The sequence below is a fragment of the Rhizobium sullae genome (assembly GCF_900169785.1).
Classification (GTDB): Bacteria; Pseudomonadota; Alphaproteobacteria; order Rhizobiales; family Rhizobiaceae; genus Rhizobium; species Rhizobium sullae.
This window is the reverse complement of the sequence record NZ_FWER01000009.1, coordinates 226,839-250,535: the sequence shown is the minus strand read 5'-3', so window position 1 is coordinate 250,535 and position 23,697 is coordinate 226,839. Positions and strand designations below refer to the sequence as shown.

Here is a 23,697-nt window from a genome sequence, read left to right as displayed (position 1 = left end):
TTCAGGCAACCCTAGCTTTCCGTTTCGAAACGCGGCAGGCCTTCGATATTGGCGGTCCAGGGTAGAGCGGAGCGGCACCAGATCTGCTTGCGCGGCCGCAGCTCGGCCCGCTGATCGATCGTGCCGACGCGGATGCCAACGAAGGCGTTGTCCTCTCCCATGCGATAGAGATGCGAACCGCAATCCGGGCAGAAGAATTGCCGGCTGCGCGCGCCACTTTCGCCATGCTTGACATAGATTTTCGGCGTGCTGCAGAGAAGCCGGAAGTCCTCCTGCCGCGCAACCGCGCTGACGCGATAAGCCGTCCCTGTCAGCCGCTGGCAATCCGTGCAATGACAGATGCTGACGCGCTCCGGATCGATCTCGGCCTCATAGGCAACCGCGCCGCAATGGCATCCACCGGTAACGTGCATCGGCTCCTCAATCCGCCAGCTGCGTCGCCGGATGCTGGCCATAGAAGGCCTTGGCATCGGCGGTGAAGGCGGCCCGCGCTTCCACATTGGTGTAGAACATATGGCCGCCGCGATAGACGTCCAGGCTTACACGGCCTCGGGTGAGGCTTTCAGGCAGATGATCCACGACATAGCGGCTAACGCCGTAGGGCGTGACGATATCGCTGTAACCATGTGCGATCAGCAAATGAAAGCTTGGATTGGAACCCAGCAATTCGCGGATGTCGTCCGTTATGCTCGCCTGCAGCCGCGATCCGCCGCCGCGTCCACCCCCCCATTCCCACTGACGGCTGACGTCGCTTTCGAGCAGCGCATAGGTCATCTCGGTTTTGAAGCCGAGTTCGTTGCGCGCGTAATCGGCAAAAGCGCCCCCATAAGCGCGCGTGAAGCCGTCGAGGACCGCATCGTCACCGCGATCGGAGTCTGACTCCGGATAAGGGTCCAGCGTTGCGAACGAAGCATCGTAGGGGCTCATCACCTCGCCTAGCGACCTGGCGGAATTCTTGGCAAAGGCGTTGCCCAGGAAGCCGCGGTTTCGGGTGACGACGTCTTCGGGAATGCCGGACATCGCCGAGACCTTGCCATAGAATGCTTTCGCAGCGTCCCCCACCGGCGCCGGGCCGGCCAGGGTCGTCAGATATTCGCCGAGCGCGAACTTCTCCGCGTCCTGCTGCGTCCTCTCGTCGAAGGTCTTGCGGCGTTCGGCTTCAGCGGCGGCGAGCGACGGGAACTCGAGAGCAGCCCCAAGTGCAAACCGGTCTGCATTGAACATCAACTGGCCCTCTAGCAACGGCGAGAGCATGATCGCGCCGGAGACGATGACGCCTTGGCTTTGCCGAAGGGCTGCAGCGACCTTCGCCGCTCGGAAACCGCCATAGCTTTCGCCGAGAAGATATTTTGGTGAGCCTGAGCGATTGTTATGCGCGACATAAAGCGCGATCGCCTTTGCGATGCTCTGCGCATCGGCGCTGACGTTGTAGTAATTCGATGCGTCGTCGGCTCTCGCTGTGCGGCTCCATCCCGTGCCGATCGGATCGATCAGCACGAGATCGGTAAAATCGAGCCAGCTCTGTGGGTTATCGACGAGCTTCGCGTTTGCGCCGTCCCGGGCCTGCGGGCCGAAATCCAATATGCGCGGCCCTACGAGCCCAAGATGCAGGAATGCGGAGGCAGCACCCGGACCACCATTGAACGCGAACGTGATGGGCCGGTCGGCTGCACCCTCCTTGGCGGTATAGGCGGTGTAGAATATCGCGCCTGTCCGCGAGCCGTCCTGACCGAAGAGGTCGAGCGTGCCCGCCGTCGCCGTATAGGCCAGCCTGCGGCCACCGATGTTCCGCTCATGCTGGGTCACGGAATCGGACGGCAACAGCTTCAACACGCCGGTCCGCTCCTGGGCATTCGAGATAGCAGGTGCGGCAAGAGCCAGCAGGGCGAACAGGATGGCAGATCGGAAGGACACTCTTTCCTCCTGGGCGATGGAACACGATCAGCGGCAGCGTAACATCTGCGATCCCAGAGCGGTATCAAGAGATGGTGATATGCAGGTGAGGAGGGCGCTTACGTCTTCTGGATCGTCCGCGCATTGACGTACAGTGCACGTCCGGCATTCCAGCCGTTGATCGCGGCTCCAAGTCCGAGCAGAACGAAGAGTATCGCGGACCAGGCATAACCTCCCGTGGCGCTGCGAATGAGCCCGACGATCAGCGGGCCGACAGCGGCCAGCAGATAGCCGACGCATTGTGCCATGCCGGATAGGTGAGCTGCGACATGCGCATCGCGCGAGCGCAGCACGATCGTCGTCATTGCGACTGCAATCAGGCCGCCTTGTCCTATTCCCTGCAGCGCCGCCCAAAGCCAGACCGTCGAAAGCGGCGCGAAGAGCAAGCCGAGCAGGGCTACCACGGCAATGATACAAAGCGACGCATTGATCAGCCGCTGGTCCTTGCCGCGCACGGCAATATGCGGCGTCACGAGGCAAGCAGCAGCCTGCACCACGACTGATACCGAAACGATGGCGCCGGCAGTCACACCGTCGAGTCCGCGCTCGCGAAGGATCGGCACGAGCCAGCCGAAGACGCAATAGGCCAGCGCTGATTGAAGGCCCATGAAAAGCGTGACCTGCCAGGCAAGCCGGTCGCGCCAAAGCCCCTCGACTCTGAAGCCGCTCCGGCGCGGCTGAGCCGGAATCCCGAGAACCTGGGGAAGCCAGATCAGAGCGACGACGAAGGCGGGCAATGCCCAGGCGGCAAGAGCGCCCTCCAGCGATCCGTCGAGCGTGTGCTCGATCGGCAGCGTGAAACCGGCAGCACTCGCCGCGCCGGCGCAAAGCGCCATCGTGTAGCAGCCGGTCATCAGCGCGGTGCGGTCGGCGAAGTCGCGCTTGACCAGGCCGGGAAGCAGGACGTTTCCGATGGCGATACAAGCACCAGCGAGTGCTGTTCCGAGAAAGAGAAGCGGAACAGAGGATAGCCCGCGCATGGCCGTGCCGAGCGCCAGCAGCAACAGCACGCCGAGGAGCGTTCGCTCGGCACCCATGCGCTGTGCCAGCTTTGGCGCGAGCGGCGAAAAGACACCCAGGCAAACGATGGGAAGCGTGGTCAGCAGGCTCGCGCCGAGAGCCGAAAGGCCGAGACCTGAGCGAATTTCCGGCAGCAGCGCCGATGCGCTGGAAAAGACCGGGCGAAGGTTAAAGGCAATGAGCAACAGACTGACGCCGAGAATGATGCGGCTTGCCGCTGTCGACTGTGCAGGCGCTTCCGGTGCGGGAATGCTGTCCGCCTCGGCATCGATCAACTGCTCGTCGATGGCGTCGAGAGCCTCGGCTGTATCCGAACTGGAGGTGGTCATGAAAGAATCATTCGTTCAAGGGCGGCGATCACCGGCTGCATGAAGCGGCGCACGGCGGCATCAGCTTTCGCAGGGCGTCCGGTCTCGATGGCATCGATGATACTAACGTGCGCCTGCATGTCGGGTTCGGGAATATCCTGCCCGAGCGTTGCCTCGATGGTTTCGGCGATCGAAGCCGAGAAGAAGTCATAGATCTCGATCATCGCCCGGTTGCCCGAGGCTGCGATGATCGCCTTATGAAAGGTAAGATCGCGCTCGATAAAAGCCGCCTTGTCGCCGCCTTCGTAGTTGCCGCGCTTGGCCAGAAGGTCGCGCAGCCGAGTGATGATTTCCGGCGTCTGCCGCAGCGAAGCGAGGCGGGCCGCCTCGACATCCAGGGCGCAACGCGCTTCGAATTGGTCGCGCAGGCTTGCGCGCCGGGCCATCGTCAGCGGCCGAGTCGCATCCATCGTCGAAAGGACGTAGGTTCCGGAGCCCTGCCGCGTTTCGAGCAGGCCCTGAGAGACAAGCACGCGCACGGCCTCACGGATCGTGCCCCTGCTGACTGCCAGCGCGGCGGAAAGTGCCGCCTCGTTCGGCAGCTTGTCGCCGACGCTCCATCGCTTCGCGAGGATCTCGCCGCGGATTGCTTCAATCGCGGTCTCGGCCAAGTTTGTTTTGTTGAGCGGCTGCATGGCATATTCAAAGTCATCAGATGACTTTATGAATATGCCAGTGCCTCGGCGCCTGTCAAAGAAAATCTGCAAAATAAAAAGGGCCGCCTCAGCGACCCTTTCCATGAGTTTGGCCTGTTAACTGGCCTGGACCGTCAAGGCGGCCCCAGGAAGGCGGGGATTAGAGCGAGGGCTGCCTCGCTTTCGTCACCTCTCCCATGCCCGTTACGAGGTCCGAAATCTCATTAGACATTGGATCACCTTCCTTTCGTTCTGTTGCTGATGATTAAAAGGTAAGGAAAAATTTCGATGATGCAAGGGAAATTCTTGCGATGACCGCCGTGACGCGGCCGAGAGGCAATGTTCACAAACGAAGAAACGTGATCGCCGAATGTGATCGCCTGCAGTGTTTCCAACCCGCATGCCGCCTTGCAAAATTTGCAATCGTTAAGTTTTTATTCACCATCGCGCTCGACAATCGATCGGGCATTTCCAATCAGTCCCGTTGCTGAGACGGCGGGTTCCGGAGTCAGAAAAGCATGTGTCGCTGGGCAGCCTATCGTGGAGACCCCCTCTATCTCGAGGAACTGGTGTCCTCTCCCGCCCATTCACTCATCGAACAATCCCATTGCGCCACCCGCGCCAAGACCGCAACGAACGGCGACGGCTTCGGTATTGCCTGGTATGGCGACCGGCCGGAGCCGGGCCGCTATCGCGACATCCTTCCCGCATGGTCCGACTGCAATCTGAAGAGCCTGGCACGGCAAATCCGCTCGTCGCTTTTCCTGGCCCATGTTCGAGCAGCCACAGGAGGCGGCACACGGCGCGATAATTGCCATCCCTTCACGCACGAGAATTGGTCTTTCATGCACAACGGCCAGATCGGCGGCTTCGAGCGCCTGCGCCGTGCCATGGAGGCGATGCTCGATGACGAGCTCTTCAATGTTCGCAGCGGCACGACTGATTCCGAGCTGATGTTCCTGCTCGCTTTGCAATTCGGTCTGCGCCAGGCGCCGCTCGTTGCGATGGCGGAAATGGTGAGCTTCGTCGAAGGGCTTGCTGAAAACATCCTGGGCAGAGCCCATCTGCGTTTCACTGCCGCGTTTTCCGACGGACGGTCGCTGTACGGAATTCGTTATGCAACCGATCGAAGGGCGCCGACGCTTTATGCCTCACCGATGCGCCAGGGACATTGCCTTGTTTCCGAGCCGTTGAACGACGACATCGATGCCTGGACCGAAATACCGGACGGTAGCGCAGTTACGATTGGCGAGAACGGCATCGAGGTCGCCGCCTTCAAGCCGGAAAAGCGCAGCGGCGTCGTGGCGGATATCGCTATTTCTGCCTGAAGCGCTCGGCAATCAGCGCCGCCAGCTTTTCCGCAACCTCTTCCTTGGCGAGATCGGGCCATTTCTCGACACCGCTTCGGCTGACCAGCTTCACGCTGTTGCGCGTGCCGCCCATGATGCCCGTCGCCGCAGAAACGTCGTTGGCAACGATCAGGTCGGCGCCCTTGCGCTCGAGCTTGGCCTTGGCGTTGCTTTCCACATCCTGCGTCTCGGCGGCAAAGCCGATCACCAGCTTTGGTCGCATCGTGTGGTGGCCGACGGTCTTAAGGATGTCCGGGTTTTCGGTGAGAGACAGCGTCGGGATGGACTCGCCCGGATGCTTCTTGATCTTCTGATCGGCGGCAGAGGCCACGCGCCAGTCGGCCACGGCCGCCACCATGACGGCAATATCGGCCGGCAGCGCCGCGAGCACCGCATCGCGCATTTCTTCGGCGCGCTCGACATGAATCGTCCTGACGCTGACGGGATCGGCAATCGCCACTGGTCCGGAGACGAGCGTCACATCCGCGCCGAGCCTCGCAAGTGATGCGGCAATCGCGTGCCCTTGCCTGCCGGAGGAGCGATTGGCGATGTAGCGGACCGGGTCGATTGGCTCGTGGGTCGGTCCCGAGGTAACGATCGCCCTGCGCCCTGCAAGCGGCTTCGGTCCATCGTCAAGCAGCGCTTCCGCGGCGGCTACGACCTCCAGCGGTTCAGCCATGCGGCCGGTGCCGACCTCCTTGCCCTCTGCCATCTCGCCCGCCATCGGCCCGACGAAATGGATTCCATCACTTTTCAGGATGCCGAAATTCCGCTTCGTCGCCGCGTGCGACCACATCTTCGGGTTCATCGCCGGCGCGGCAAGGACCGGCCTGTCCGTCGCGAGCAAAACGGTCGAGGCCAGATCGTCCGCGAAACCGTTTGCCATCTTGGCCATCAGATCGGCCGTCGCCGGCGCGATGACAATGAGGTCGCAGTCGCGGGCAAGCCGGATATGGCCGACATCCTGCTCGTCCTGCCGCGAAAAGAGATCGGTGAACACGTGGTCTGCAGCAAGCGCACCGACGGCAAGCGGCGTCACGAATTCCTGCGCGCCCTTCGTCATCACCGGACGTACCGAGGTCCCGCGCTCGCGCAGGCGCCGGATCAGGTCGAGGCTTTTATAGGCCGCGATGCCGCCTGAAATGATAAGCAGGATGCGTTTGCCGCTGAGAGCCATGGCCTTCTACCCGTCGCCTTGTTGACCACTGCCGACCCTAAGCCTTTGGCGGATAACATGCAATCATCACGGCGCGCCTAAGCTCTCCGGCCATTCGGCGTGAAGATCGCGATCGCAAGTCCGACGCCCGCGAGTTGGAGAATGGAGCCGCCTGCTTCCGCGAGCGTCGGCAGGCGTTGCTCGAAGAGGAAGCCGAAGATCAGTCCAAAGATCGTTTCGGCAACGATCAACTGCGCGGCAAGCGCAAGCGGCAGCCGCTTCGAAGCGATCATCCAGAGCAGCGTCGCCAACCACGCTCCGGCGAGCCCCATGATGAGCGACCAGAGAATGAATCGTAAAAGCTCGGCGCCTGTGAAGACGATGTCCGTGCCGATCGAAGTGAATGGGATGAGCACGAGGCTACCGATACCTGCGCCGATACCCTGAAGGCCTGTCCATTGCAGGATATCCGGCGCCTCCGGCGACTGCATTGCCGCCGTGCTCGCAAGTCCGTAAATGACCCACAATGCAAGACCGATCAGCGTTGAGCCGATACCCAGGATGATCGCTGCCTCATCGCCGGAAGGCGTGGCGGAAAAGATCGAGACATTCACCCAACCGATGCCCGCTGCAATCAAGAGCAGCGGCAGGGCGAGCATCTGCCAGGCAACGGAGCGGTCGCGAAAATTCGCAATGACTGCGAGAATCACCGGCATGGTCCCGATGACGAGCGGCGGAATGGCAGCGCCTACAAGCCGAACGGCATAGGCGACGCTGACGAAATAGCCGACATAGCCGACACCGCCGAGAAGCAGTGCGGTGACTGCAAGCCGAGGCTTTATGTTCCTCGGCCGGAAGCGTGGATTGACCATCAGAACCACGCTCGCCACGGCAAAGAGCCCGTAGCGCGCGATTGTCAGGTCCATCGTGTTGAATGGCGCAATGGCACGGGGCACGACGAAAGTCAGTCCCCACAAAGCGCATGTGGCGAGGCCGCAAAGGACACCGATGAGCATGGTTCACCTGAGGGTCGAGGGTGCCCGAAAAGCAAAAAGGATGCTCGAGTGATATGCGGGCAAGTCTCAGCCGCGACATCTGTTTTCCAGCCTTGATCGCTGGAAGAGGCCAACAGGAAGGGGTATTTCGGATTGGAAAGTTGCATGAATCCATTGGTGATAGCCGAGGATTCATGCAGCTGTTGATAGGTCGACGTGCATTCAAAAGCGTTCGCGATAACCCTGGTGGTTTGGGTGGCAGATAATCGCGCTGCGGTTACGTGCGAGTGATTGAAACGCCGCCGTCGAGCAGCGAAGCCGTGCCTGTTACGAAGCTCGAGTCGTCGGAGGCAAGGTAGAGGACGGAGCGGGCTATCTCTTCCGGCGTTGCGACGCGCTTCAGGGCGTGCAGATTGGTGATGAAGTCCTGTTTGTCCGGCGTATCGTTCATCTCGCGATACATGTCGGTATCGACTGCGCCGGGCAGGATGGCATTGACGCGGACATTCTGCGGGCCGAACTCGGCAGCAAGTGCCTGCGTCAGGCCGATCAGTCCGGACTTGCTGGCGGCGTAGGCGGCAACGCCCGGGAAGGCGAAGCTGTAGCCGACGAAGGTAGAGGTGAAGATCACCGAGCCGCCGCTGTGTTTCGCCATTTCCGCGATCTGGTGCTTGGCGCCCAGGAAAGAGGCGGTGAGGTTGACGTTGTCAGCGAAAGGCTGGCTGATCTGGAAAAGACACTTGGCGGTTTGCTGCTTCACCGCACGACACGCAAGCTAACGCTGACGGAAGACGGCACGGCTTTTATGGAGCGTGCGCTTCGAATCCTGCGTGAGATAGAAGAGGCCGCAGCCGACATGGCCGAACGCCGAGGTACGCTCGCCGGTCCCTTGCGTATTGCAGCACCTGTCACCCTCGGTCGCCTCCATCTTGGTCCGGCGCTTTATCCGTTTTTGGCGGAGCACCCCGAAATCGCGCTGACGCTCGACATTGATGACCGTCGCGTGGACGCCTCGTCGGAAGGCTACGACGCCATCATCCGCCATGGGCCGATCGCCGATTCACGCCTGGTGGCCTGGAAGCTCTCGCGCAGCCGCCGTCTTCTGACGGCTTCCCCGGCCTATCTCGACCGCCATGGGACACCGGCGACATTGGCCGATCTCGACGATCATCGAGGCCTGTTCTACACTAATCGCGGTATCGCGGACTGGCGCTTCCAGACCCCGGAGGGTGCAATCGTCGTGCGTGCGAAGCTGGCGATGGGTATCAATAATGGCGACATGCTTCGCGATGCGGCAATCGCCGGTCTCGGGATCGCGCTGCTGCCGACCTTCATTGCCGGTCCGGCAATCCGCGAAGGCAAGCTTGTCGAGATTGATGTCGGCTACAAGCCCGAAGCTGAGTTCATCTACATGGCGCATCCGGAAGGCCGTAACCCTTCCGCCAAACTCCGCGCCATAGCCGATCACCTGAAAAAAGCCTTCGGCGATCCGCCTTATTGGGATCCTGCAGGCTAAATCAAAGCAGGCTCATCAGGTTATCCGTTACCGGCGAGCGCTGCGTCTTCAGCACGGCAAGCGCCAGCCGCGCGACAGCAGGCGGCCCGTCGATCGGGCGATAGGTGACGCCATCGAGCCTGATCTGCGCGATCGATGCCGGAACGATCGACACTCCAAGTTCTGCCGCAACCAGATTGACGACGGAGGAAATTTGTGGCGCCTCCTGTGCCACCGTCAGTTCGAAACCCGCTTTCCTGCAGGCGAGCACGACATCGTCGAAGAGGCTGAGGCCAACCAGCCGCGGGAAGAGAATGAACGGCTCTTTCGACAGCAGCGCCAAAGGCAGACGCTCGTACTTCGCCAGCGGATGGTTTGCAGGCAGGGCGACCACCATCGGCTCGTCATCAAGGCGCTTCAGGCGCACGCCCGGCGGATCATCGAGGCTGGGGCGCATGAAGGTCGCATCTAACTCGCCGCGATTGAGCCTCTCCATCAGCGCCAGCGTGTTCATTTCCGTCAGAGACAGCCGTACCTCCCGCCACTGCGCACGAAACCGTCTGATCGTCGCGCTGACCACCGGATTGAACGCCGAGGATGCCGTAAAGCCGAGCGCCAGCTTGCCCGTCTCGCCGCGATTGGCACGCTGCGCGGCAAGCTTCGCCTTCTCGGCAGAAGCAAGCGACGCTTTGGCTTCGCCGAGAAACGCCTCGCCCGCCACCGTCAATTCCGCCCCGTGCGGCACGCGATGAAACAAGGCCGCACCGACCTCAGCTTCGAGATCGCGGATCTGCTGGCTGAGCGGTGGCTGGCCGATGCCGATCCTTGCGGCCGCCCGCGTAAAATTGCCTTCTTCCGCGACCGCCAGAAAATAGCGAATATGCCGAAGCTCCATGTGGTATCTCCAAAACATATCGGAAACGTCAGTGCCATATATTGGACAACTTATGCCCTTCTGACTAGATGAGTGGCGAAAGGCTTGAGCCATGCACAAGACCGCAGCCAGAATGAGCGACATTTCCCCAATTGAGGTGCCGGCGAAATCACCGGCGAAAGAATACCTGACGCGCGGTACGGCTTCCTATCGCCGTGCCAGTCTTGCACTCTTCCTCTCGGGCTTCTCCACCTTCTCGCTGCTCTATTGCGTCCAGCCGCTGCTGCCGATTTTTTCGGATGAATTCTCCGTCAGCCCCGCGGAAAGCTCGCTGGCACTTTCGCTGTCGACGGGTTTCCTTGCCGTTGCCATTATATGCGCTGCGGCCGTCTCGGAAGGTCTTGGCCGTCGCAGCCTGATGTCGATTTCGCTCGTCGGGGCCGCATTGCTGACGATCGCTACGGCCTTTGCGCCGAGCTGGCATCTACTGCTCGTCATTCGCGCGCTGGAGGGTCTGGTGCTCGGTGGCGTTCCGGCGGTCGCCATGGCCTATCTCGCCGAGGAAATTGATCCGCGCGGCCTAGGCGCTACGATGGGCCTCTATGTCGGCGGCACCGCCTTCGGCGGCATGTCGGGCCGAGTGCTGACCGGCATCTTCGCGGAATATCTGACCTGGCGGCCGGCGCTCCTTTTAGTCGGCGCAATCGGCCTTGCCGCAGCCATTGGCTTCATCGCCCTGCTGCCGCCCTCGCGGAATTTCGCCCGCCGCTCTGGATTCGATCCGAAGTTCCACCTAAGGGCCTGGCTCGGGCATGTCCGCAATCCGGCGCTGCCGTTCATTTTCGCCATTGCCTTCTTCGCGATGGGATCCTTCGTCACAATTTACAATTATGCCGGCTTCCTGCTTGTTGCAGCACCCTATGATCTGACGCAGACCGAACTCGGTCTGATCTTCGCCGTCTATCTCTTTGGCATCGGCGCCTCTTCGATCGGTGGCATGCTGGGCGATCGCTTCGGCCACTTCGCTGTCCTGCTGACGGGCATCGCAATTACCGCCGCGGGCAGCGCCCTGACGCTTTCCGCCTCCCTTCCGACCATCATTTTCGGCATTATCGTGCTCACCAGTGGCTTCTTCATGAGCCATTCGATCGCAAGCGGCCTCGTCGGCAAGCTTGCCATAGGCACGAAGGGACATGCCTCGTCGCTCTATATGCTTGGTTATTACGTCGGTTCGAGCGTCATGGGCTCGGCAGGCGGCTGGTTCTTTGCCATCGAAGGCTGGTCGGCTGTCGTCTCCTTCACGCTCGGCATGCTGACCCTCGCCTTTGCGGCGGCCTGCGCCGCAGGCATCTTTTCGAGGAGAAAGTTATGATCCGCATCAGCACCTCGAGGCAGCAAGGCACTGAAATTCGGCAATCAGAAGATCAACCTGCACCAGGTAGCACGCGAGTTCGTGCCCAAGGCAAGGCATCCGGCGCCGGGTTCTGAGGGGCACTGCTTTATCGCCGAGATAGCGCTTGAAGGGTCATCGCCCATCTCGAAGCGGCGGATGTTCCAATCGAGGTAGGCCGGTCGAGCGCGCCGGCGCCACCGGTACTGTCGGCTCGGTCTATTTCCTCGATCCGGATGGCAATCTCATCGAAGTATCCAACTTGATCCTTTGAAGCGCTGTCAGGCACAGGCTTGACAGGCGCCTTCGTCGCCTATATTTAATCCATAGGTTAATTAACTGATGAGTTTATTGTGTCTGCCGATCGACTAAGCATGACGTTTTCGGCTCTCGCCGATCCAACCCGCCGCGCGATCCTCGCACGGCTGGCGCTCGGCGAGGCTTCGGTATCCGAACTCGCCGAACCATTCGATATGTCCCTCGTTGCCGTATCGAAGCATCTTAAAGTGCTGGAAAATGCCGGCCTCGTATCAAAAGGACGGCAAGCACAGTGGCGACCCTGCAGACTGGAGGCAGGGCCACTTCGCGGTGTTGATGACTGGCTCGACACCTACCGCCGGTTCTGGAGCGAAAGCCTCGATAGATTGGAAGCCTACGCAGCCACCCTCAAGCCAAGGAAGAACGAGGATGAAGGCAAGAAATGAAATCCGCGTCGCCGGCGGTCGCAGCCGTGAGATCGTGCTCACTCGCGAGATCGATGCGCCGCGCGAGCTTGTCTTCAGCCTGTGGACCGAGCCGGAGCACCTGATGAAATGGTGGGGTCCGCACCATTGCTCGGCGTCCTCGGTTTCGGTCGATCTGCGCGAAGGCGGCGCCTGGCGTCATTGCATTCTCGGGCTGGACGGCAAGGAATACTGGAGCCGGGGCCGGTACGTTGAGATCAGTCCGCCGGAACGCCTCGTCTTCACCTTTGCCTGGGAAAATGACGCCGGAAAGCCGGAGCACGAGATGTGCGTAACGGTCGAGTTGGAAGAACGGGGCGAGGGTACGCGCCTCACCTTCCGTAAGCGCGAGCTGCCGAGCGATACCGAATTCAAATTACAGTCGGAAGGTTGGCGCGAGGCGCTCGATAAGGCCGCTGCCTACGCGGAAGCCGCAGTCAAAAGGAGAAAGTAATGAAGAAGACCTATCACGGCAGCTGCCATTGCGGCGCAATCCGCTACGAAACCAGGCTCGATCTGTCGGCCGGCACGTTCCGCTGCAATTGCTCGATCTGCATGAAGAAGCGCAACTGGCTGGCGGTGGCCCAGCCGGAGGATTTTCGCCTTCTATCAGGGGAAGAAAAGCTCGGAGAATATCAGTTTGCCTCCCGCAAACTGCATCATCTGTTCTGCAAGGATTGCGGCATCAGCTCCTACAGTTGGGGCGAAAACGAACATCTCGGCACCTTCTACGCGATCGCCGTAAGTTGTCTGGACGATGCGACTGCTAAAGAGCTCATCGCCGCACCCATTGCCTTCGTCGACGGCCTGCGCGACCGCTATGACGGTCCCCCGGAGGAGACGCGGCATCTTTGATGGAGCGCCGATATTTCAATCAAGCCGGATATACGACACATCCTTCTTCTGCACTTCGTCCAGCGCTTCCTCGTATCCGGCGTCTGCATAGCGCATGACGCCGAGCGCCGTATCATTGGTGAGCGCATGGTCGAGGCGTTCGTCGGCAGCCGCCGTGCCGTCGGCGACGACAGTCACGCCGCAACTGGTCATGTAGCCGGCATAGCCGCCACCGCCGGAATGGACGACGACGAGGTCGGCCATCGAGGAGCAGAGCATCATGGCATCGAGCAGCGGCCAGTCGGCGATCGCGTCGGAGCCGTCCTTCATGCGCTCGGTCATGATGTTCGGATGCGCCATAGCGCCGGCATCAAGATGATCGCGCGAGAAGGCGACAGGGCCTTTCAGATCTCCACTGGCGACCAATTCGTTGACGCGGCGGGCAAGCGCGGTGCGCTCGCCGTGGCCGAGCCAGGCGATCCGCGCCGGCAGGCCCTCGAAGGGCACATGCTCGCGGGCAAGCCGGATCCAGTTGGTGATAATCTTGTTGTCCGGGAACATTTCGAGCAGCAGATCGTCGATCCGGGCGATGTCGCTTTCTTCGCCGGAAAGCGCCATCCAACGGAATGGGCCAATCGCCCGGGCAAACAGCGGCCGCAGATAGGCTTCGGTGAAGATCGGAATGTCGAAGGCGTTGGCAACGCCGCCTTCCTTCGCCTGTGTGCGGATCAAGTTGCCGTTGTCGAAGACTTCGGAACCTTTCTTCTGGAACTCCAGCATCGCCGTTACATGCTGAACGATCGAGGCGCGGCTTGCGGCCATTAACTGGCCCTGGCCGTCATCGCGAAGTTCCTTGACCTGGGCAAGGCTCATGCCCTTCGGCACGTAGCCATAGACGAGATCATGCGCCGAGGTCTGGTCCGTCACGATATCCGGCACGATGCCGCGCCGGGCGATCTCCGGGTAGATCTCGGCCGCATTGCCGACGAGGCCGACGGATAGCGCGCGCTTTTCCTTCACGGCCGTATCGATCATCTGCAGTGCGCTATCGAGATCAGGTGTGATCTCCTGCAGGTAACCGATCTGCTGGCGCTTCTTCGCCCGCTCGGGATCGATATCGACGCAGAGGATCGCGGCCCCTGCCATGCGGCCGGCGAGCGGTTGAGCCCCGCCCATGCCGCCAAGGCCGGCGGTGAGCACGAAGCGGCCGGAGAGATCGCCGCCGAAGCGTCGCTCGGCGATACGCATGAAGATTTCGTAGGTGCCCTGGATAACACCCTGGCTGCCGATATATTGCCAGGCGCCCGCCGTCAGCCCACCCCAGCAGATCAATCCCTTGCGCTGCAGTTCGTAAAACACTTCGACCTTCGCCCATTGGCCGACGATATTGCAGTTCGCCATGATGACGAGCGGTGCCTTGGCATGGGTTTTCACGAGGCCGATCGGCTTGCCGGACTGGATCAGCAGGGTCTGATCCTCCTCCATCTCCGTCAGCGCCTTGACGATGCCCTTATGCGCCGCCCAGTTGCGCGCGGCCTTGCCAAGCGCCGCATAGACGACGAGATTGTCCGGGTCCTCGCCGACGGCAAGCACGTTTTCGAGGAGACGCAGCAACGCTTCCTGCCGCCAACCCTTGGCCCGCAGTTCCAGCCCGCCGGGAATCGGAAATTTTGGATGACGTGGATTAGGCTTCGGCATGGAATGTCCTTCCTCAAGTCCTGTCTTGTTATTTCCCCGGCAGCATCTCCACATAGGCGCGTGCCGCATCAAGCAGACGCTTTCGCAGTGCATCCTCGCCATACACATCGGCATTGACGCGCACCCAGCCGTGCATCAGGCGCTCGCCCGACCGCATCTGCACCGCTCCCGGTAGAGCCAGTGCCCAGCCGTCATTGCCTTTGCCGAGCCGAACCAGCATGCCATCCTCTCGCGCACCACAGAGAAGATTGCCGTTCAACAGAAAGCCCCAGCCGCCGAACATGGCCTTTTCGCTGAGACCCGGATGGCCGCTGAGCTCTTCTCTCATCAGTTCCTCAAGACCGGCATCCCGCGCCATAAGTCACGCCTTTGCTGCCAAGGCATAGCGCCCAATCTCAATACCCATCACTTCTTCCACGGGCGGGTAGACGGTTGGGTCGAGGACGCTTGCAGAAAGTGGAATGATATCCATGGGTACATGCAGGATGAAAACCTGCATGCCGCCCTTGAGCTGGCCGACGCTGAGCGGCTCACCTTCGGGCGAAAGCGTCGTGATGACCGAGGGAAACGTCGCCACGCGCTTACCATCGGCATCGTCGATGGCCATGTATTCGTTCATCACATGCACCGTCACGGCTTTGGCGCCGGAGCCGACGACGATCGTGCCGATGTCGAAGGCTTCTTTGGTGTAGACGACATCCTTCATCGTAATGATGCCTTCAGCGAGGATGCTGCCGCCGGTTGTTTTGCAAATCGCATCGATGACGGCCGATCCGCCATTCTTCTCCGCCGCAATGATCGCTTCGCCGAGCGCAAGCGCCATCGAGATGCCGCCGAGTGCCGCATGCGTGCGCACATAGGATGCCTGCAGCGGATTGCGGCAGCTGGCGATGAAGCCGCCCGATTGGTCAGCGGCGGCTCGCAGGATCGGAGAGATCTTCGCGGTCGCACCCTTCACCACAAGCTCGATGTAGCGGTTCTCCGCGCGGTTTCCGCCAACGGCCGTCTGGATCATCTGCTCGGGCGAACCCGCCATGCCGATCGAGCCCATGTCGCCGGTCGGATGCGCCCGGATATCGCCAACCGCATCGACAACCTTCGTGCCGAGAATGGCCGAGGGCAGCCAGCCGTTCAGCGTCGAGGATTTGCCGTTCTGCCCGATGATGAGCCCGGAGAGCTTTTCGCCGAGTTCGTCCTGAAGAAGCTGGACGGCTTTCACGTAATCGATGCCCTGCATTTCCCAAGGCGTCGTGGAGGCTGGCGCGCCGATCGCCGCTGCCGTCGCGATCCAGTCGTCGTCTCTAAGTTCATCGATGGAAACGAGTTCCGGCTTGCCGATGCTGACCGCGGCATAACCCAGCATACGGCCGTGATCGGCCCAGCCGCCGCCGCCTGCTGCATAGACGGAGCCACCCTTGACTGCCGCCTCGACGTCCTTTTCAACGAGTATGCGTCCCATCAGCCTTCTCCTTGCTCAGCGCCTTGTCCATCTCCCGCACCGCTTCAAAAAGCACCGCCGCGCCAAGCGCGATGTCGTCATTTTCCGCCCATTCGTCGGCCGAGTGGCTGCGGCCCTCTTTGCAAGGCACGAAGATCATTGCCGCGGGTGCCACCTTGGCGATCCAGGCGGTGTCGTGCCCTGCGCCGGATGCCATGCGCCGGTGTTTGGCGCCGACTGCGTTGCAGGCGCGCTCCAGCGTCTGCAGCAAGCTGGCATCTGCAGGTGTCGGATGGTTGTCTGAAACGCGTTTCGGTGGTTCGATCGTCACACCGTGGGTGGTCGCAAGCTTGACGACATGCGCATCCAGCCATTCGCAGAAGGCTTCCATGTCGCTGCGGATTTCCGCGCGCCCGTCGATCAGCAGCACGACTTTGGAAGGCACGACATTGGCCGCATTCGGCTCTATCCGGAATTCGCCGACGGTCGCGGCGAAATGGCCCGGCGTCTTCGCCCGCTCGCCTGCCGCGTTGCGGATATCGAGCACCAGTCGCGAGGCGGCGACCAGCGCATCCGCGCGGCCATCCATCGGCGTCGTACCCGCATGGTCCGCTCGGCCTTCGACTGTAATTTCAATCCGGGTGATGCCAGCGATCGCCGTCACGATGCCGACGTCTTTCTTCTCGTCCTCGAGCACAGGCCCCTGTTCGATATGCAGTTCGAGGAAGCCGGCAATATCGGGCCGGTTCTGCTGCAGCAGCACGCTTGGACGGCCGCCGACTTGCGCAATCCCCTCAGCCAGGTCGCGGTCGCCGCTAGTGCGCGAAAGCCATGCCTCCGGAAGCTGCCCGGTCATGCCGCGGCTGCCGACGCACGAAACGCCAAAGATGCTGACTTCTTCCGCGAGGAAGTCGACGACCTCCAGATCGTGCTCTAGCACGATTCCCCGATCGTTCAGCGCCCGGGCGACTTCCAACGCCGAGATCACGCCCGCAATGCCATCAAAGCGCCCGCCATCTGGTACAGTATCGGAATGCGAACCGACCATGATCGTGCCAAGACCCGGTTTCGTCCCCACCCGGCGTCCGATCAGATTGCCGGCCGCATCGATCCGTGTCTCCAGCCCGGCCGCCTTCATGCGCGCTTCGATATAGGCGCGGCCATCGAGAAACAGCGGCGAGAAGGCCCGGCGTGTCCATGGATGATCGGGCTCGGTGATCTTTGCCAGTGCGTCGATATCCTCGGCGATGCGATCGGCGTTGACACGCAGGTTGCGGCTCATGCGGCTTCTCCGGAAATGATCTGGCGCGGCAGCGGACGGACGAATTGTCCCGTGCCAGGCTCTGCAAGCACGTTCGCGCCATCGGCTATCTGGCTGCCGCGCAGATATGCCGCCGAAATTGTCCATGGCAAACGGATACCGTTATAAGGGCTCCAGCCGACGAGATTGTTACCGCTCACGGCAGCGTCGTAGACACTCTCTCGCGGCTCCAGCACGACGATGTCGGCGTCCTTGCCGGGCGTCAGTGCGCCCTTGATGTGGTCGAGGCGGAAATGCTTCGCCGGATTTTCGGCCATCAGCTTCGCGGCCCATGTGAGTGGAATGCCCCGCTCCAACGCTCCCTTGACGAAAAGCGGCACCATGACCTCGAGCCCCGGCACGCCCGAGGCATTCGCCAACATGTCCGGATTGGTCTTGCGGTTTTCTGACCAGCTCACATGGTCGGTCGACACCAGCCAGACATTGCCTTCCGCTATCTTGCGCCACAACGTTTCCACCTCGGCGCGCGGCCGGATCGGCGGATTGATCTTGGCTTTGCCGCCGAGGCGCCTCACGTCGTTTTCCTCGTCAAGCGTCAGGTAATGAATGCAGCATTCGACCGTCGCCTCGAAGCCGCCGCGGCGATAGGCACGGGCAATATCGTAGCCGCGACCGAGCGAACAATGCACGACATGCGCCGGGCAGCCGGTATGAGCGCCAGTCTCGAAGATCGTGTGCATGGCGAGAAGTTCGGTGATCGGCGGGCGTGAAAGACCGTGGGCACGCCAGTCGGTCACGCCGCTTGCCTTGACCTTCTCCATGTAAGTTCGAACGGCTTCATCGTCTTCATTGTGAACACCGGCCGTCAGCCCGGTCGGGGCGATTGCGGCAAAGCATTCGGCAAGGAGGGCAGGGGGAATGCGCGGGAAACGCTTCGCATCGGTCCCGAAAGTCGAGAATTTGAAGGCGGCGACCCCGGCATCCACCATTTCGCGTATTCGGGCCGCACCTTCTTCAGGTCTGACCGTGCCATAGAGAGCGAAATCGACACGCGTCTGCGGGCTCGCATGGTTGGTCTTTTTCTTTACCGCTTCCGCCGAGCAGACGAGATTGGCTTCGTCATAAGGCATGTCAACGATCGTCGTGACGCCGCCAGCAGCCGCCGAACGCGTCGACCAGATGAAGTCCTCCTGATCCATCTGGCTCAACGAATGCACTTGCGCATCGATCGCACCGGGCAGGATCAGCGCCTTGCCGAGCAAGTGCCGCTCCTTGGCCGCGGGCGGCACGCCGACGCCGACCTCGGCGATCTTGCCGTTGCGGACTGCAACATAACCCTCATCGAGGATGCGCTCCGGCAGCACGACGGTACCTTGCAAAACGAGATCGAAATCAGCCACGCTGTTTTCCTCCGGTTAAAAGCTTAGATGACGACCGCTTCCTGCGTCAGTCTCCGTCGATGTACTCCACCGAGCCGAGGGCGAAGAAATCGTCGAAGGCGGCGATCGGCACAGGCTCGATCAGCTTCGAGACGAACTCATCGGACCCGAGTTCTTCCTCGATCGCTTCGACCTCCGCCGAAAGGGGGCGATCGACGGTGTAGAAATCGGCGTGCTTGCGGACGACATCGTAAATCATGCCCGCAACGCCCTCGGGCCGGTCGCCGAGAATGTCGGCCGCCTGTGATGCCAGCAGAGCCTCGAGAGCGGCAAGACGCTTCAGCGCCCGCATCTGCCGCTCGAAGCGCTCGATCACCAGCGGCAGGAAAGCGGCTTCGTCCTCAAGCCCCGCCGCAACCACCAGCGACTGGGCGGACACTGGGTTGGACATGGAAAGCACGCGTGAAAAGATCTCGCCGGCGAGCTTGATGATCGGCCCGAAACCGGTCGCAATCCGGCCGGGCGGCACGAGGTTCACGGGCAGGTCGCGCCGCTGTCCGTTGCCGAGCAGGACGCAGCGGTTGAATGAATTGCGTGCCGCATGCGCCATGCAGAGTGCTGCCGATTCGAGCAGGATCGTTACATCGAGAGGTAGCGAACCGCCGGACGTCATTACGCGGCCCTCGACGACGACCGGATTGTCGTCCGAACGGCCGGTGGCAGCAAGGATCTTGTGACCGGTCGAAAGTAGGTTCTCGATCACCGCGCCGAAGACCTGGGCGATCATGCGAAGGCTGAGCGGGTCCTGCACGTGGGTGGCCACCGGCCATTCCCAAGCCTCTGACGCATTGCACAGCCACGAGCCGATCAGCGCTTCCCGCGGGGTGCCGACATGGCGTACTGCCCGCCAGGGGTCGCGTGACGCGCCAAGAGCGCCGGCCGCCATCATGCCGGTTGCGAGCAGAACGCGAATCGAAGCCGCCGCATTGCGCGTCGCCTCGGCGGCAGATGCAAAACTCACCGCGTTGATGCTGAGCGAAGCAAGGCTGTCGCGCGGCGCCATGGTGACCGGTTCGAGCCCCGCCGCCCGGAAGGCGTCGGCCGCCTGCATGCGCTTGCCGCGATAGACGGCTTCGCCGACGCCGGTCAGAACCGCTCCGATCTGTCCCATGAGGCCGATATCGGCACAACCGATCGAGCCCGTGCGCCGCACGAGCGGGATGAGGTCAGCCCTGAGCAGCCGCAGATAGGTTTCTATGAGTTCCGGCGTACACCCGACCTGGCCCGTCAGCGCGGTATTGACGCGGATCGCCATGGCGTTCCGCACGACAGCGCTGGAAAAGGGCGTGCCGGTGCCGAAGTGATGGGCGCGCACGAGGCCGAGGTTGAAGGTATCGAGTTCCTCCGCCGACCATTCGACGTCCTTCATCGCGCCGACGCCGGTAGTGGAACCGTAAACGGGAATGCCAGCCTGGATCGCTTCTTCGACGACGGAACGCGCGATCTCCACCCGTGCCATGCCCGTCGGCGAAGCTGATAGCGCCACCCTGCCGGACCCTATCCTCACCATGTCGCCAAAGCCGAATGGTTGGCCGGAAAGTTCGATGCCAGGGCGTTCATGCTTCATCTGCAGGTCTCCTTGAATGCGAGACTAAGCGAGCACTGCGCATTGTGGGATATCCCAAATGCCGAACACAGCATGTGATTGTTTGTGTCTGAACCTCAGCTCAACATCCAGGCAATATAGAGAAGCGTCAACGCGATAATCCAGAGCGCGAGGCGGCCGGATCGGCTGTATCGTGCCTCGGATTTGCCGATCGCTTCCGCTGTCTGCGGATCGAAGCGCAGTCCATGCTCGCTCATATGCAGCAGCTGGTGATGGAATTTCTCGGTCTGCGCGGCGATTTCCGGAACGGCTTCCGCAAGCTTCACGGCAGCCTTCAGCCCATCCTTGAGGTCGGTGACGATCCGCTTCGGGCCGAGATTATTGCGAATCCAATCTCCGACGACTGGCTCCGATGCCTTCCACATGTTGAAACGCGGGTTCAGCATGCGCGAGACGCCTTCGACGACCACCATGGTTTTCTGCAGCATGACCAGCTCGGGCCGGGTCTGCATGTCGAAAAGTTCCGTCACCTCGAACAGCAGCGTTAACAGCTTGCCCATCGAGATCGTTTCGGCCGGCTGGCCATGGATCGGCTCGCCGATCGCCCGGATTGCTTGCGCGAAGCTTTCGACATTGTGATGGCCTGGCACATAGCCCGCCTCGAAATGGACCTCCGCAACACGCACATAGTCACGCGTAATGAAGCCATAGAGAATTTCGGCGAGGAAGCGCCGTTCCTTCTTTCCAAGCCGACCGACAATCCCCATGTCGACGGCGACGATCATGCCGCCCGAATCGACGAAGAGATTGCCGGGATGCATGTCGGCATGGAAGAAGCCATCGCGCAGCGTGTGGCGCAGGAACGATTGGATCAGCCTATCGGCAAGCGTGTTAAGATCGTGCCCGGCGCTGCGGAGCCCCTCGACATCGGACATCTTCACGCCGTCGATCCACTCCATGGTGATGACGTCGCGGCCTGTGCGCTCCCAATCCACCTTCGGAACGCGGAAGCCCGGATCCTGCCCCGTGTTTTCGGCAATCTCCGAAAGGGCCGCCGCTTCAAGCCGGAGATCCATCTCGACTTTGGTCGACTGCTCGAGCGTCTTCGTCACTTCGACCGGCCTCAGCCGCCGGCTCGAAGGCATGAAGCGTTCCTGCATACCGGCGACGAGATACATCGCCTCGATGTCATGGGCGAAGCGCTGCCGCACACCGGGACGCACGACCTTGACCGCGACCTTCCTGCGGCCATTGGGGGTATTTACCTCTGCAGGATGCACCTGCGCAATAGAGGCTGCGGCAATCGGATCGTCGAAACTCGCATAAAGCTCTTCGATCGGGCGGCCGAGCGAACCTTCGATACTCGCCTTTGCCGCCGCAATCGGGAAGAAGGCCATCCGGTCCTGAAGTTGCGAAAGGTCGTCAGCGAACTCCACGCCTACGACATCCGGTCTGGTCGCCAGGAACTGCCCAATCTTCACATAGGAAGGTCCGAGCCGCTCGACTGCCTGGGCCAGCCGATCGCTGCGTTTCTTGGCTTTCGCCTGGCTGCGCGCAAACAGGCCGACAAACGATTTCGCAAGGCTGACAGACGGCGGCAATTCCTCGGAGGGCAAGGCCGAAACAACGCCCTCGCGCACTAGAACCCAGCCGACCCGCACGAGCCGGAAATATGCTCCGAAAGCACTCATTTAGATCAAAGTTTCCAGCCCGAGTGCAAGGCCGCGATCCCGCCGGTATAGCTGGTGTAGGTCACGCGCGAAAAGCCGGCCTTTCGGATCATTTCCGCGAAGTTTTCCTGGTTCGGGAACTTGCGGATGGATTCGACGAGATACTGATAGGGCTCGGCGTCGCCGGTAATCGCCTTGCCGAACCTCGGAATGGCGTTGAAAGACCAGGCCTCGTAGACCTTGTCCAGAAGAGGCATGTCCACTTCCGAAAATTCCAGCACGAGCAGCCGGCCGCCGCGCTTCAGCACGCGAAAGGCTTCCGCGAGCGCGACGTCTATGCGCGGCACGTTGCGGATGCCGAAGGCGATCGTGTAGGCATCGAAGCTGCCGGCCTCGAAGGGCAGGTCCTCGGCATTGGCCTCAATGAAGGTAAGATTGTCGGAGAGTTTCTTCTTCTCTGCCCGCTCTGAGCCGACGCCCAGCATGGAGCCGTTGATGTCGAGCACGGTCGCGTGTGCCATGCGGTTCGACGCCTCGACGATACGGAAGGCGATGTCGCCTGTGCCGCCCGCTACATCCAGCACCTTGTAGCCCGGTTCCTTGCGCGGATTGAGCGCCGCAACCATCGCATCCTTCCAGGCGCGGTGCATACCCATCGACATCACATCGTTCATGATATCGTAGCGTCTGGCGACCTTGTGGAAGACGTCGTTGACGAGACCCTGCTTCTCGCCGCTCGGCACCTCGCGGAAGCCGTAGGACGTTTCCATGCCGCCATCGGCGGAAGTGCGGCTTTCTGGCATCGGACTACTCCGTTACTCGAAATCGGTACGCGACCATAGCGAAACGTCGCTTAAGACGCTATCTGTGGGGGCGGGTAATACCCGCGGCTTACTGGCGCTATAACCCACATCGTCCGCAGTTGAAACACGTTTAAATACAGATGGGTTAAGATGCCGGAATTGCCAGAAGTCGAAACGGTGAAGCGCGGTCTTTCACCCGTCATGGAGGGTGCACGCATCGAGAGGCTGGAGCTTCGCCGCGGCGATCTGCGCTTTCCTTTTCCGGAAAATTTCGAAGACCAGGTTTCAGGCCGCACCATTATCGGACTTGGCCGCCGCGCCAAGTATCTGCTGATCGATCTCGACAGCGGCAAGACCATCATCTCCCATCTCGGTATGTCCGGCTCCTTCCGCATCGAGCAGGGGCCAGTCAGCGAAACGCCCGGCGATTTTCGCCACGAGCGGTCGAAGGACGAGAAGCATGACCATGCGATCTTCCATCTGGAAGGCAAGGGTGGTGAGCGCCGCGTCATCTATAATGACCCGCGCCGCTTCGGCTTCATGGATATCGCCGATCGGTCTGAGCTTCAGAACAGTCCTTTCCTCTTCGGCCTCGGGCCGGAGCCAACCGGCAACGAGCTGAGCGCCACTTATCTTGCGGAGCGGTTTGCCGGAAAGGCACAACCGCTGAAGGGTGCGCTTCTCGACCAGAGAAACATCGCCGGGCTTGGCAATATATATGTCTGCGAAGCGCTTTGGCGCGCGCATTTGATGCCGACACGTGCTGCTGGAACGCTGGTCAGCAAAACCGGAAAGCCGAAGGAGCAGCTAAACCTTCTCGTCGCATCGGTCCGCGATGTCGTCGCCGATGCGATCAAGGCCGGCGGCTCGTCACTTCGCGACCATATCCAGACCGACGGCTCGCTCGGCTATTTCCAGCATTCCTTCTCGGTCTATGACCGCGAAGGTCTGCCTTGCCGCACACCCGGCTGCGGCGGTACGGTCTCGCGCATCGTGCAGGCAGGGCGTTCCACCTTCTATTGCCCGGACTGCCAGAAATAGGGGAGAGAAA

At 61.4% G+C, this 23,697-nt stretch carries 22 protein-coding genes and 2 pseudogenes; 8 read left to right on the top strand and 16 right to left on the bottom strand.

Annotated features, from left to right (window positions below; all coding sequences use genetic code 11):
• Positions 1 to 11 precede the first annotated feature (11 nt).
• The 4 genes from BN1800_RS10670 to BN1800_RS10655 form a co-directional block, all read right to left on the bottom strand.
• A complete protein-coding gene (locus BN1800_RS10670) occupies positions 12 to 413 on the bottom strand; it encodes a GFA family protein (protein ID WP_086997131.1) in 402 nt (133 codons plus the stop codon).
• Positions 414 to 420: 7 nt separating this feature from the next.
• A complete protein-coding gene (locus BN1800_RS10665) occupies positions 421 to 1,914 on the bottom strand; it encodes a S10 family peptidase (RefSeq protein ID WP_086997129.1) in 1,494 nt (497 codons plus the stop codon).
• A gap of 98 nt (positions 1,915 to 2,012) precedes the next feature.
• On the bottom strand, positions 2,013 to 3,302 hold the full coding sequence (locus BN1800_RS10660) for a CynX/NimT family MFS transporter (protein ID WP_086997126.1): 1,290 nt from the start codon (positions 3,300 to 3,302) through the stop codon (positions 2,013 to 2,015).
• Entirely contained in the window at positions 3,299 to 3,976 is a 678-nt protein-coding gene (locus BN1800_RS10655; protein ID WP_086997239.1) for a FadR/GntR family transcriptional regulator, read from the bottom strand. The genes BN1800_RS10660 and BN1800_RS10655 overlap by 4 nt, the downstream gene beginning before the upstream one ends.
• A gap of 518 nt (positions 3,977 to 4,494) precedes the next feature.
• Between BN1800_RS10655 and BN1800_RS10650 the strand changes: the two genes are divergently transcribed.
• Positions 4,495 to 5,304 carry a class II glutamine amidotransferase gene (locus BN1800_RS10650; protein WP_086997125.1) on the top strand — a complete coding sequence of 270 codons (810 nt, stop codon included), beginning with the start codon at positions 4,495 to 4,497 and terminating at the stop codon, positions 5,302 to 5,304.
• Here BN1800_RS10650 and coaBC read toward each other — a convergent pair.
• The 3 genes and pseudogenes from coaBC to BN1800_RS10635 all read right to left on the bottom strand — a co-directional run.
• Complete coding sequence (gene coaBC, locus BN1800_RS10645) at positions 5,291 to 6,502, bottom strand: bifunctional phosphopantothenoylcysteine decarboxylase/phosphopantothenate--cysteine ligase CoaBC (protein WP_086997122.1); 1,212 nt, start codon at positions 6,500 to 6,502, stop codon at positions 5,291 to 5,293. The two genes, BN1800_RS10650 and coaBC, sit on opposite strands and share 14 nt — an antisense overlap.
• A 77-nt stretch (positions 6,503 to 6,579) precedes the next feature.
• On the bottom strand, positions 6,580 to 7,497 hold the full coding sequence (locus BN1800_RS10640) for a DMT family transporter (RefSeq protein ID WP_086997119.1): 918 nt from the start codon (positions 7,495 to 7,497) through the stop codon (positions 6,580 to 6,582).
• Between the two features lie 256 nt (positions 7,498 to 7,753).
• Positions 7,754 to 8,179: pseudogene (locus BN1800_RS10635) on the bottom strand (SDR family oxidoreductase); the annotation flags it as partial.
• Between BN1800_RS10635 and BN1800_RS10630 the strand changes: the two are divergent.
• Positions 8,120 to 8,992, top strand: coding sequence for a LysR substrate-binding domain-containing protein (locus BN1800_RS10630; RefSeq protein WP_086997236.1), 873 nt, complete (start codon positions 8,120 to 8,122; stop codon positions 8,990 to 8,992). The pseudogene BN1800_RS10635 and the gene BN1800_RS10630 sit on opposite strands and share 60 nt — an antisense overlap.
• A gap of 1 nt (position 8,993) precedes the next feature.
• Here the strand turns inward: BN1800_RS10630 and BN1800_RS10625 are convergent, their stop codons facing one another.
• Positions 8,994 to 9,866 carry a LysR family transcriptional regulator gene (locus tag BN1800_RS10625; RefSeq protein WP_086997116.1) on the bottom strand — a complete coding sequence of 291 codons (873 nt, stop codon included), beginning with the start codon at positions 9,864 to 9,866 and terminating at the stop codon, positions 8,994 to 8,996.
• A 112-nt stretch (positions 9,867 to 9,978) separates the two neighbouring features.
• Between BN1800_RS10625 and BN1800_RS10620 the strand changes: the two genes are divergently transcribed.
• The 5 genes and pseudogenes from BN1800_RS10620 (at position 9,979) to BN1800_RS10600 (ending at position 12,812) form a co-directional block, all read left to right on the top strand.
• Positions 9,979 to 11,217 carry an MFS transporter gene (locus BN1800_RS10620; protein ID WP_086997233.1) on the top strand — a complete coding sequence of 413 codons (1,239 nt, stop codon included), beginning with the start codon at positions 9,979 to 9,981 and terminating at the stop codon, positions 11,215 to 11,217.
• A gap of 18 nt (positions 11,218 to 11,235) precedes the next feature.
• Positions 11,236 to 11,509, top strand: a pseudogene (locus BN1800_RS42310) (VOC family protein); the annotation flags it as partial.
• 100 nt (positions 11,510 to 11,609) lie between these two features.
• Positions 11,610 to 11,939 (top strand): ArsR/SmtB family transcription factor, encoded by a 330-nt coding sequence (locus BN1800_RS10610; RefSeq protein WP_086997113.1) that lies wholly within the window; start codon positions 11,610 to 11,612, stop codon positions 11,937 to 11,939.
• A complete protein-coding gene (locus tag BN1800_RS10605) occupies positions 11,923 to 12,411 on the top strand; it encodes an SRPBCC family protein (RefSeq protein WP_037142269.1) in 489 nt (162 codons plus the stop codon). The genes BN1800_RS10610 and BN1800_RS10605 overlap by 17 nt, the downstream gene beginning before the upstream one ends.
• Positions 12,411 to 12,812 carry a GFA family protein gene (locus tag BN1800_RS10600; protein ID WP_086997110.1) on the top strand — a complete coding sequence of 134 codons (402 nt, stop codon included), beginning with the start codon at positions 12,411 to 12,413 and terminating at the stop codon, positions 12,810 to 12,812. Before BN1800_RS10605 ends, BN1800_RS10600 begins: the two co-directional genes overlap by 1 nt.
• 15 nt (positions 12,813 to 12,827) lie before the next feature.
• Here BN1800_RS10600 and BN1800_RS10595 read toward each other — a convergent pair whose 3' ends face one another.
• The 8 genes from BN1800_RS10595 to ubiE form a co-directional block, all read right to left on the bottom strand.
• Positions 12,828 to 14,489, bottom strand: coding sequence for a thiourocanate hydratase (locus BN1800_RS10595; RefSeq protein ID WP_086997107.1), 1,662 nt, complete (start codon positions 14,487 to 14,489; stop codon positions 12,828 to 12,830).
• A gap of 28 nt (positions 14,490 to 14,517) precedes the next feature.
• On the bottom strand, positions 14,518 to 14,847 hold the full coding sequence (locus tag BN1800_RS10590; protein ID WP_086997103.1) for a TfoX/Sxy family protein: 330 nt from the start codon (positions 14,845 to 14,847) through the stop codon (positions 14,518 to 14,520).
• Between the two features lie 3 nt (positions 14,848 to 14,850).
• Positions 14,851 to 15,948: a thiohydantoin desulfurase gene (locus BN1800_RS10585; RefSeq protein WP_086997100.1), complete on the bottom strand. Its 1,098-nt coding sequence runs from the start codon at positions 15,946 to 15,948 to the stop codon at positions 14,851 to 14,853.
• A complete protein-coding gene (locus tag BN1800_RS10580; protein WP_086997098.1) occupies positions 15,929 to 17,209 on the bottom strand; it encodes a Zn-dependent hydrolase in 1,281 nt (426 codons plus the stop codon). Before BN1800_RS10580 ends, BN1800_RS10585 begins: the two co-directional genes overlap by 20 nt.
• Positions 17,206 to 18,588 (bottom strand): dihydroorotase, encoded by a 1,383-nt coding sequence (locus tag BN1800_RS10575; protein WP_086997095.1) that lies wholly within the window; start codon positions 18,586 to 18,588, stop codon positions 17,206 to 17,208. The genes BN1800_RS10580 and BN1800_RS10575 overlap by 4 nt, the downstream gene beginning before the upstream one ends.
• Positions 18,589 to 18,634: 46 nt before the next feature.
• Positions 18,635 to 20,194 carry an aromatic amino acid lyase gene (locus BN1800_RS10570; protein ID WP_027510851.1) on the bottom strand — a complete coding sequence of 520 codons (1,560 nt, stop codon included), beginning with the start codon at positions 20,192 to 20,194 and terminating at the stop codon, positions 18,635 to 18,637.
• A 95-nt stretch (positions 20,195 to 20,289) separates the two neighbouring features.
• Entirely contained in the window at positions 20,290 to 21,864 is a 1,575-nt protein-coding gene (gene ubiB / locus BN1800_RS10565) for a 2-polyprenylphenol 6-hydroxylase (protein WP_027510850.1), read from the bottom strand.
• Positions 21,865 to 21,869: 5 nt separating this feature from the next.
• On the bottom strand, positions 21,870 to 22,646 hold the full coding sequence (ubiE, locus tag BN1800_RS10560; RefSeq protein ID WP_027510849.1) for a bifunctional demethylmenaquinone methyltransferase/2-methoxy-6-polyprenyl-1,4-benzoquinol methylase UbiE: 777 nt from the start codon (positions 22,644 to 22,646) through the stop codon (positions 21,870 to 21,872).
• A 150-nt stretch (positions 22,647 to 22,796) separates the two neighbouring features.
• Between ubiE and mutM the strand changes: the two genes are divergently transcribed.
• On the top strand, positions 22,797 to 23,687 hold the full coding sequence (gene mutM, locus BN1800_RS10555) for a bifunctional DNA-formamidopyrimidine glycosylase/DNA-(apurinic or apyrimidinic site) lyase (protein WP_086997092.1): 891 nt from the start codon (positions 22,797 to 22,799) through the stop codon (positions 23,685 to 23,687).
• Positions 23,688 to 23,697: the final 10 nt, after the last annotated feature.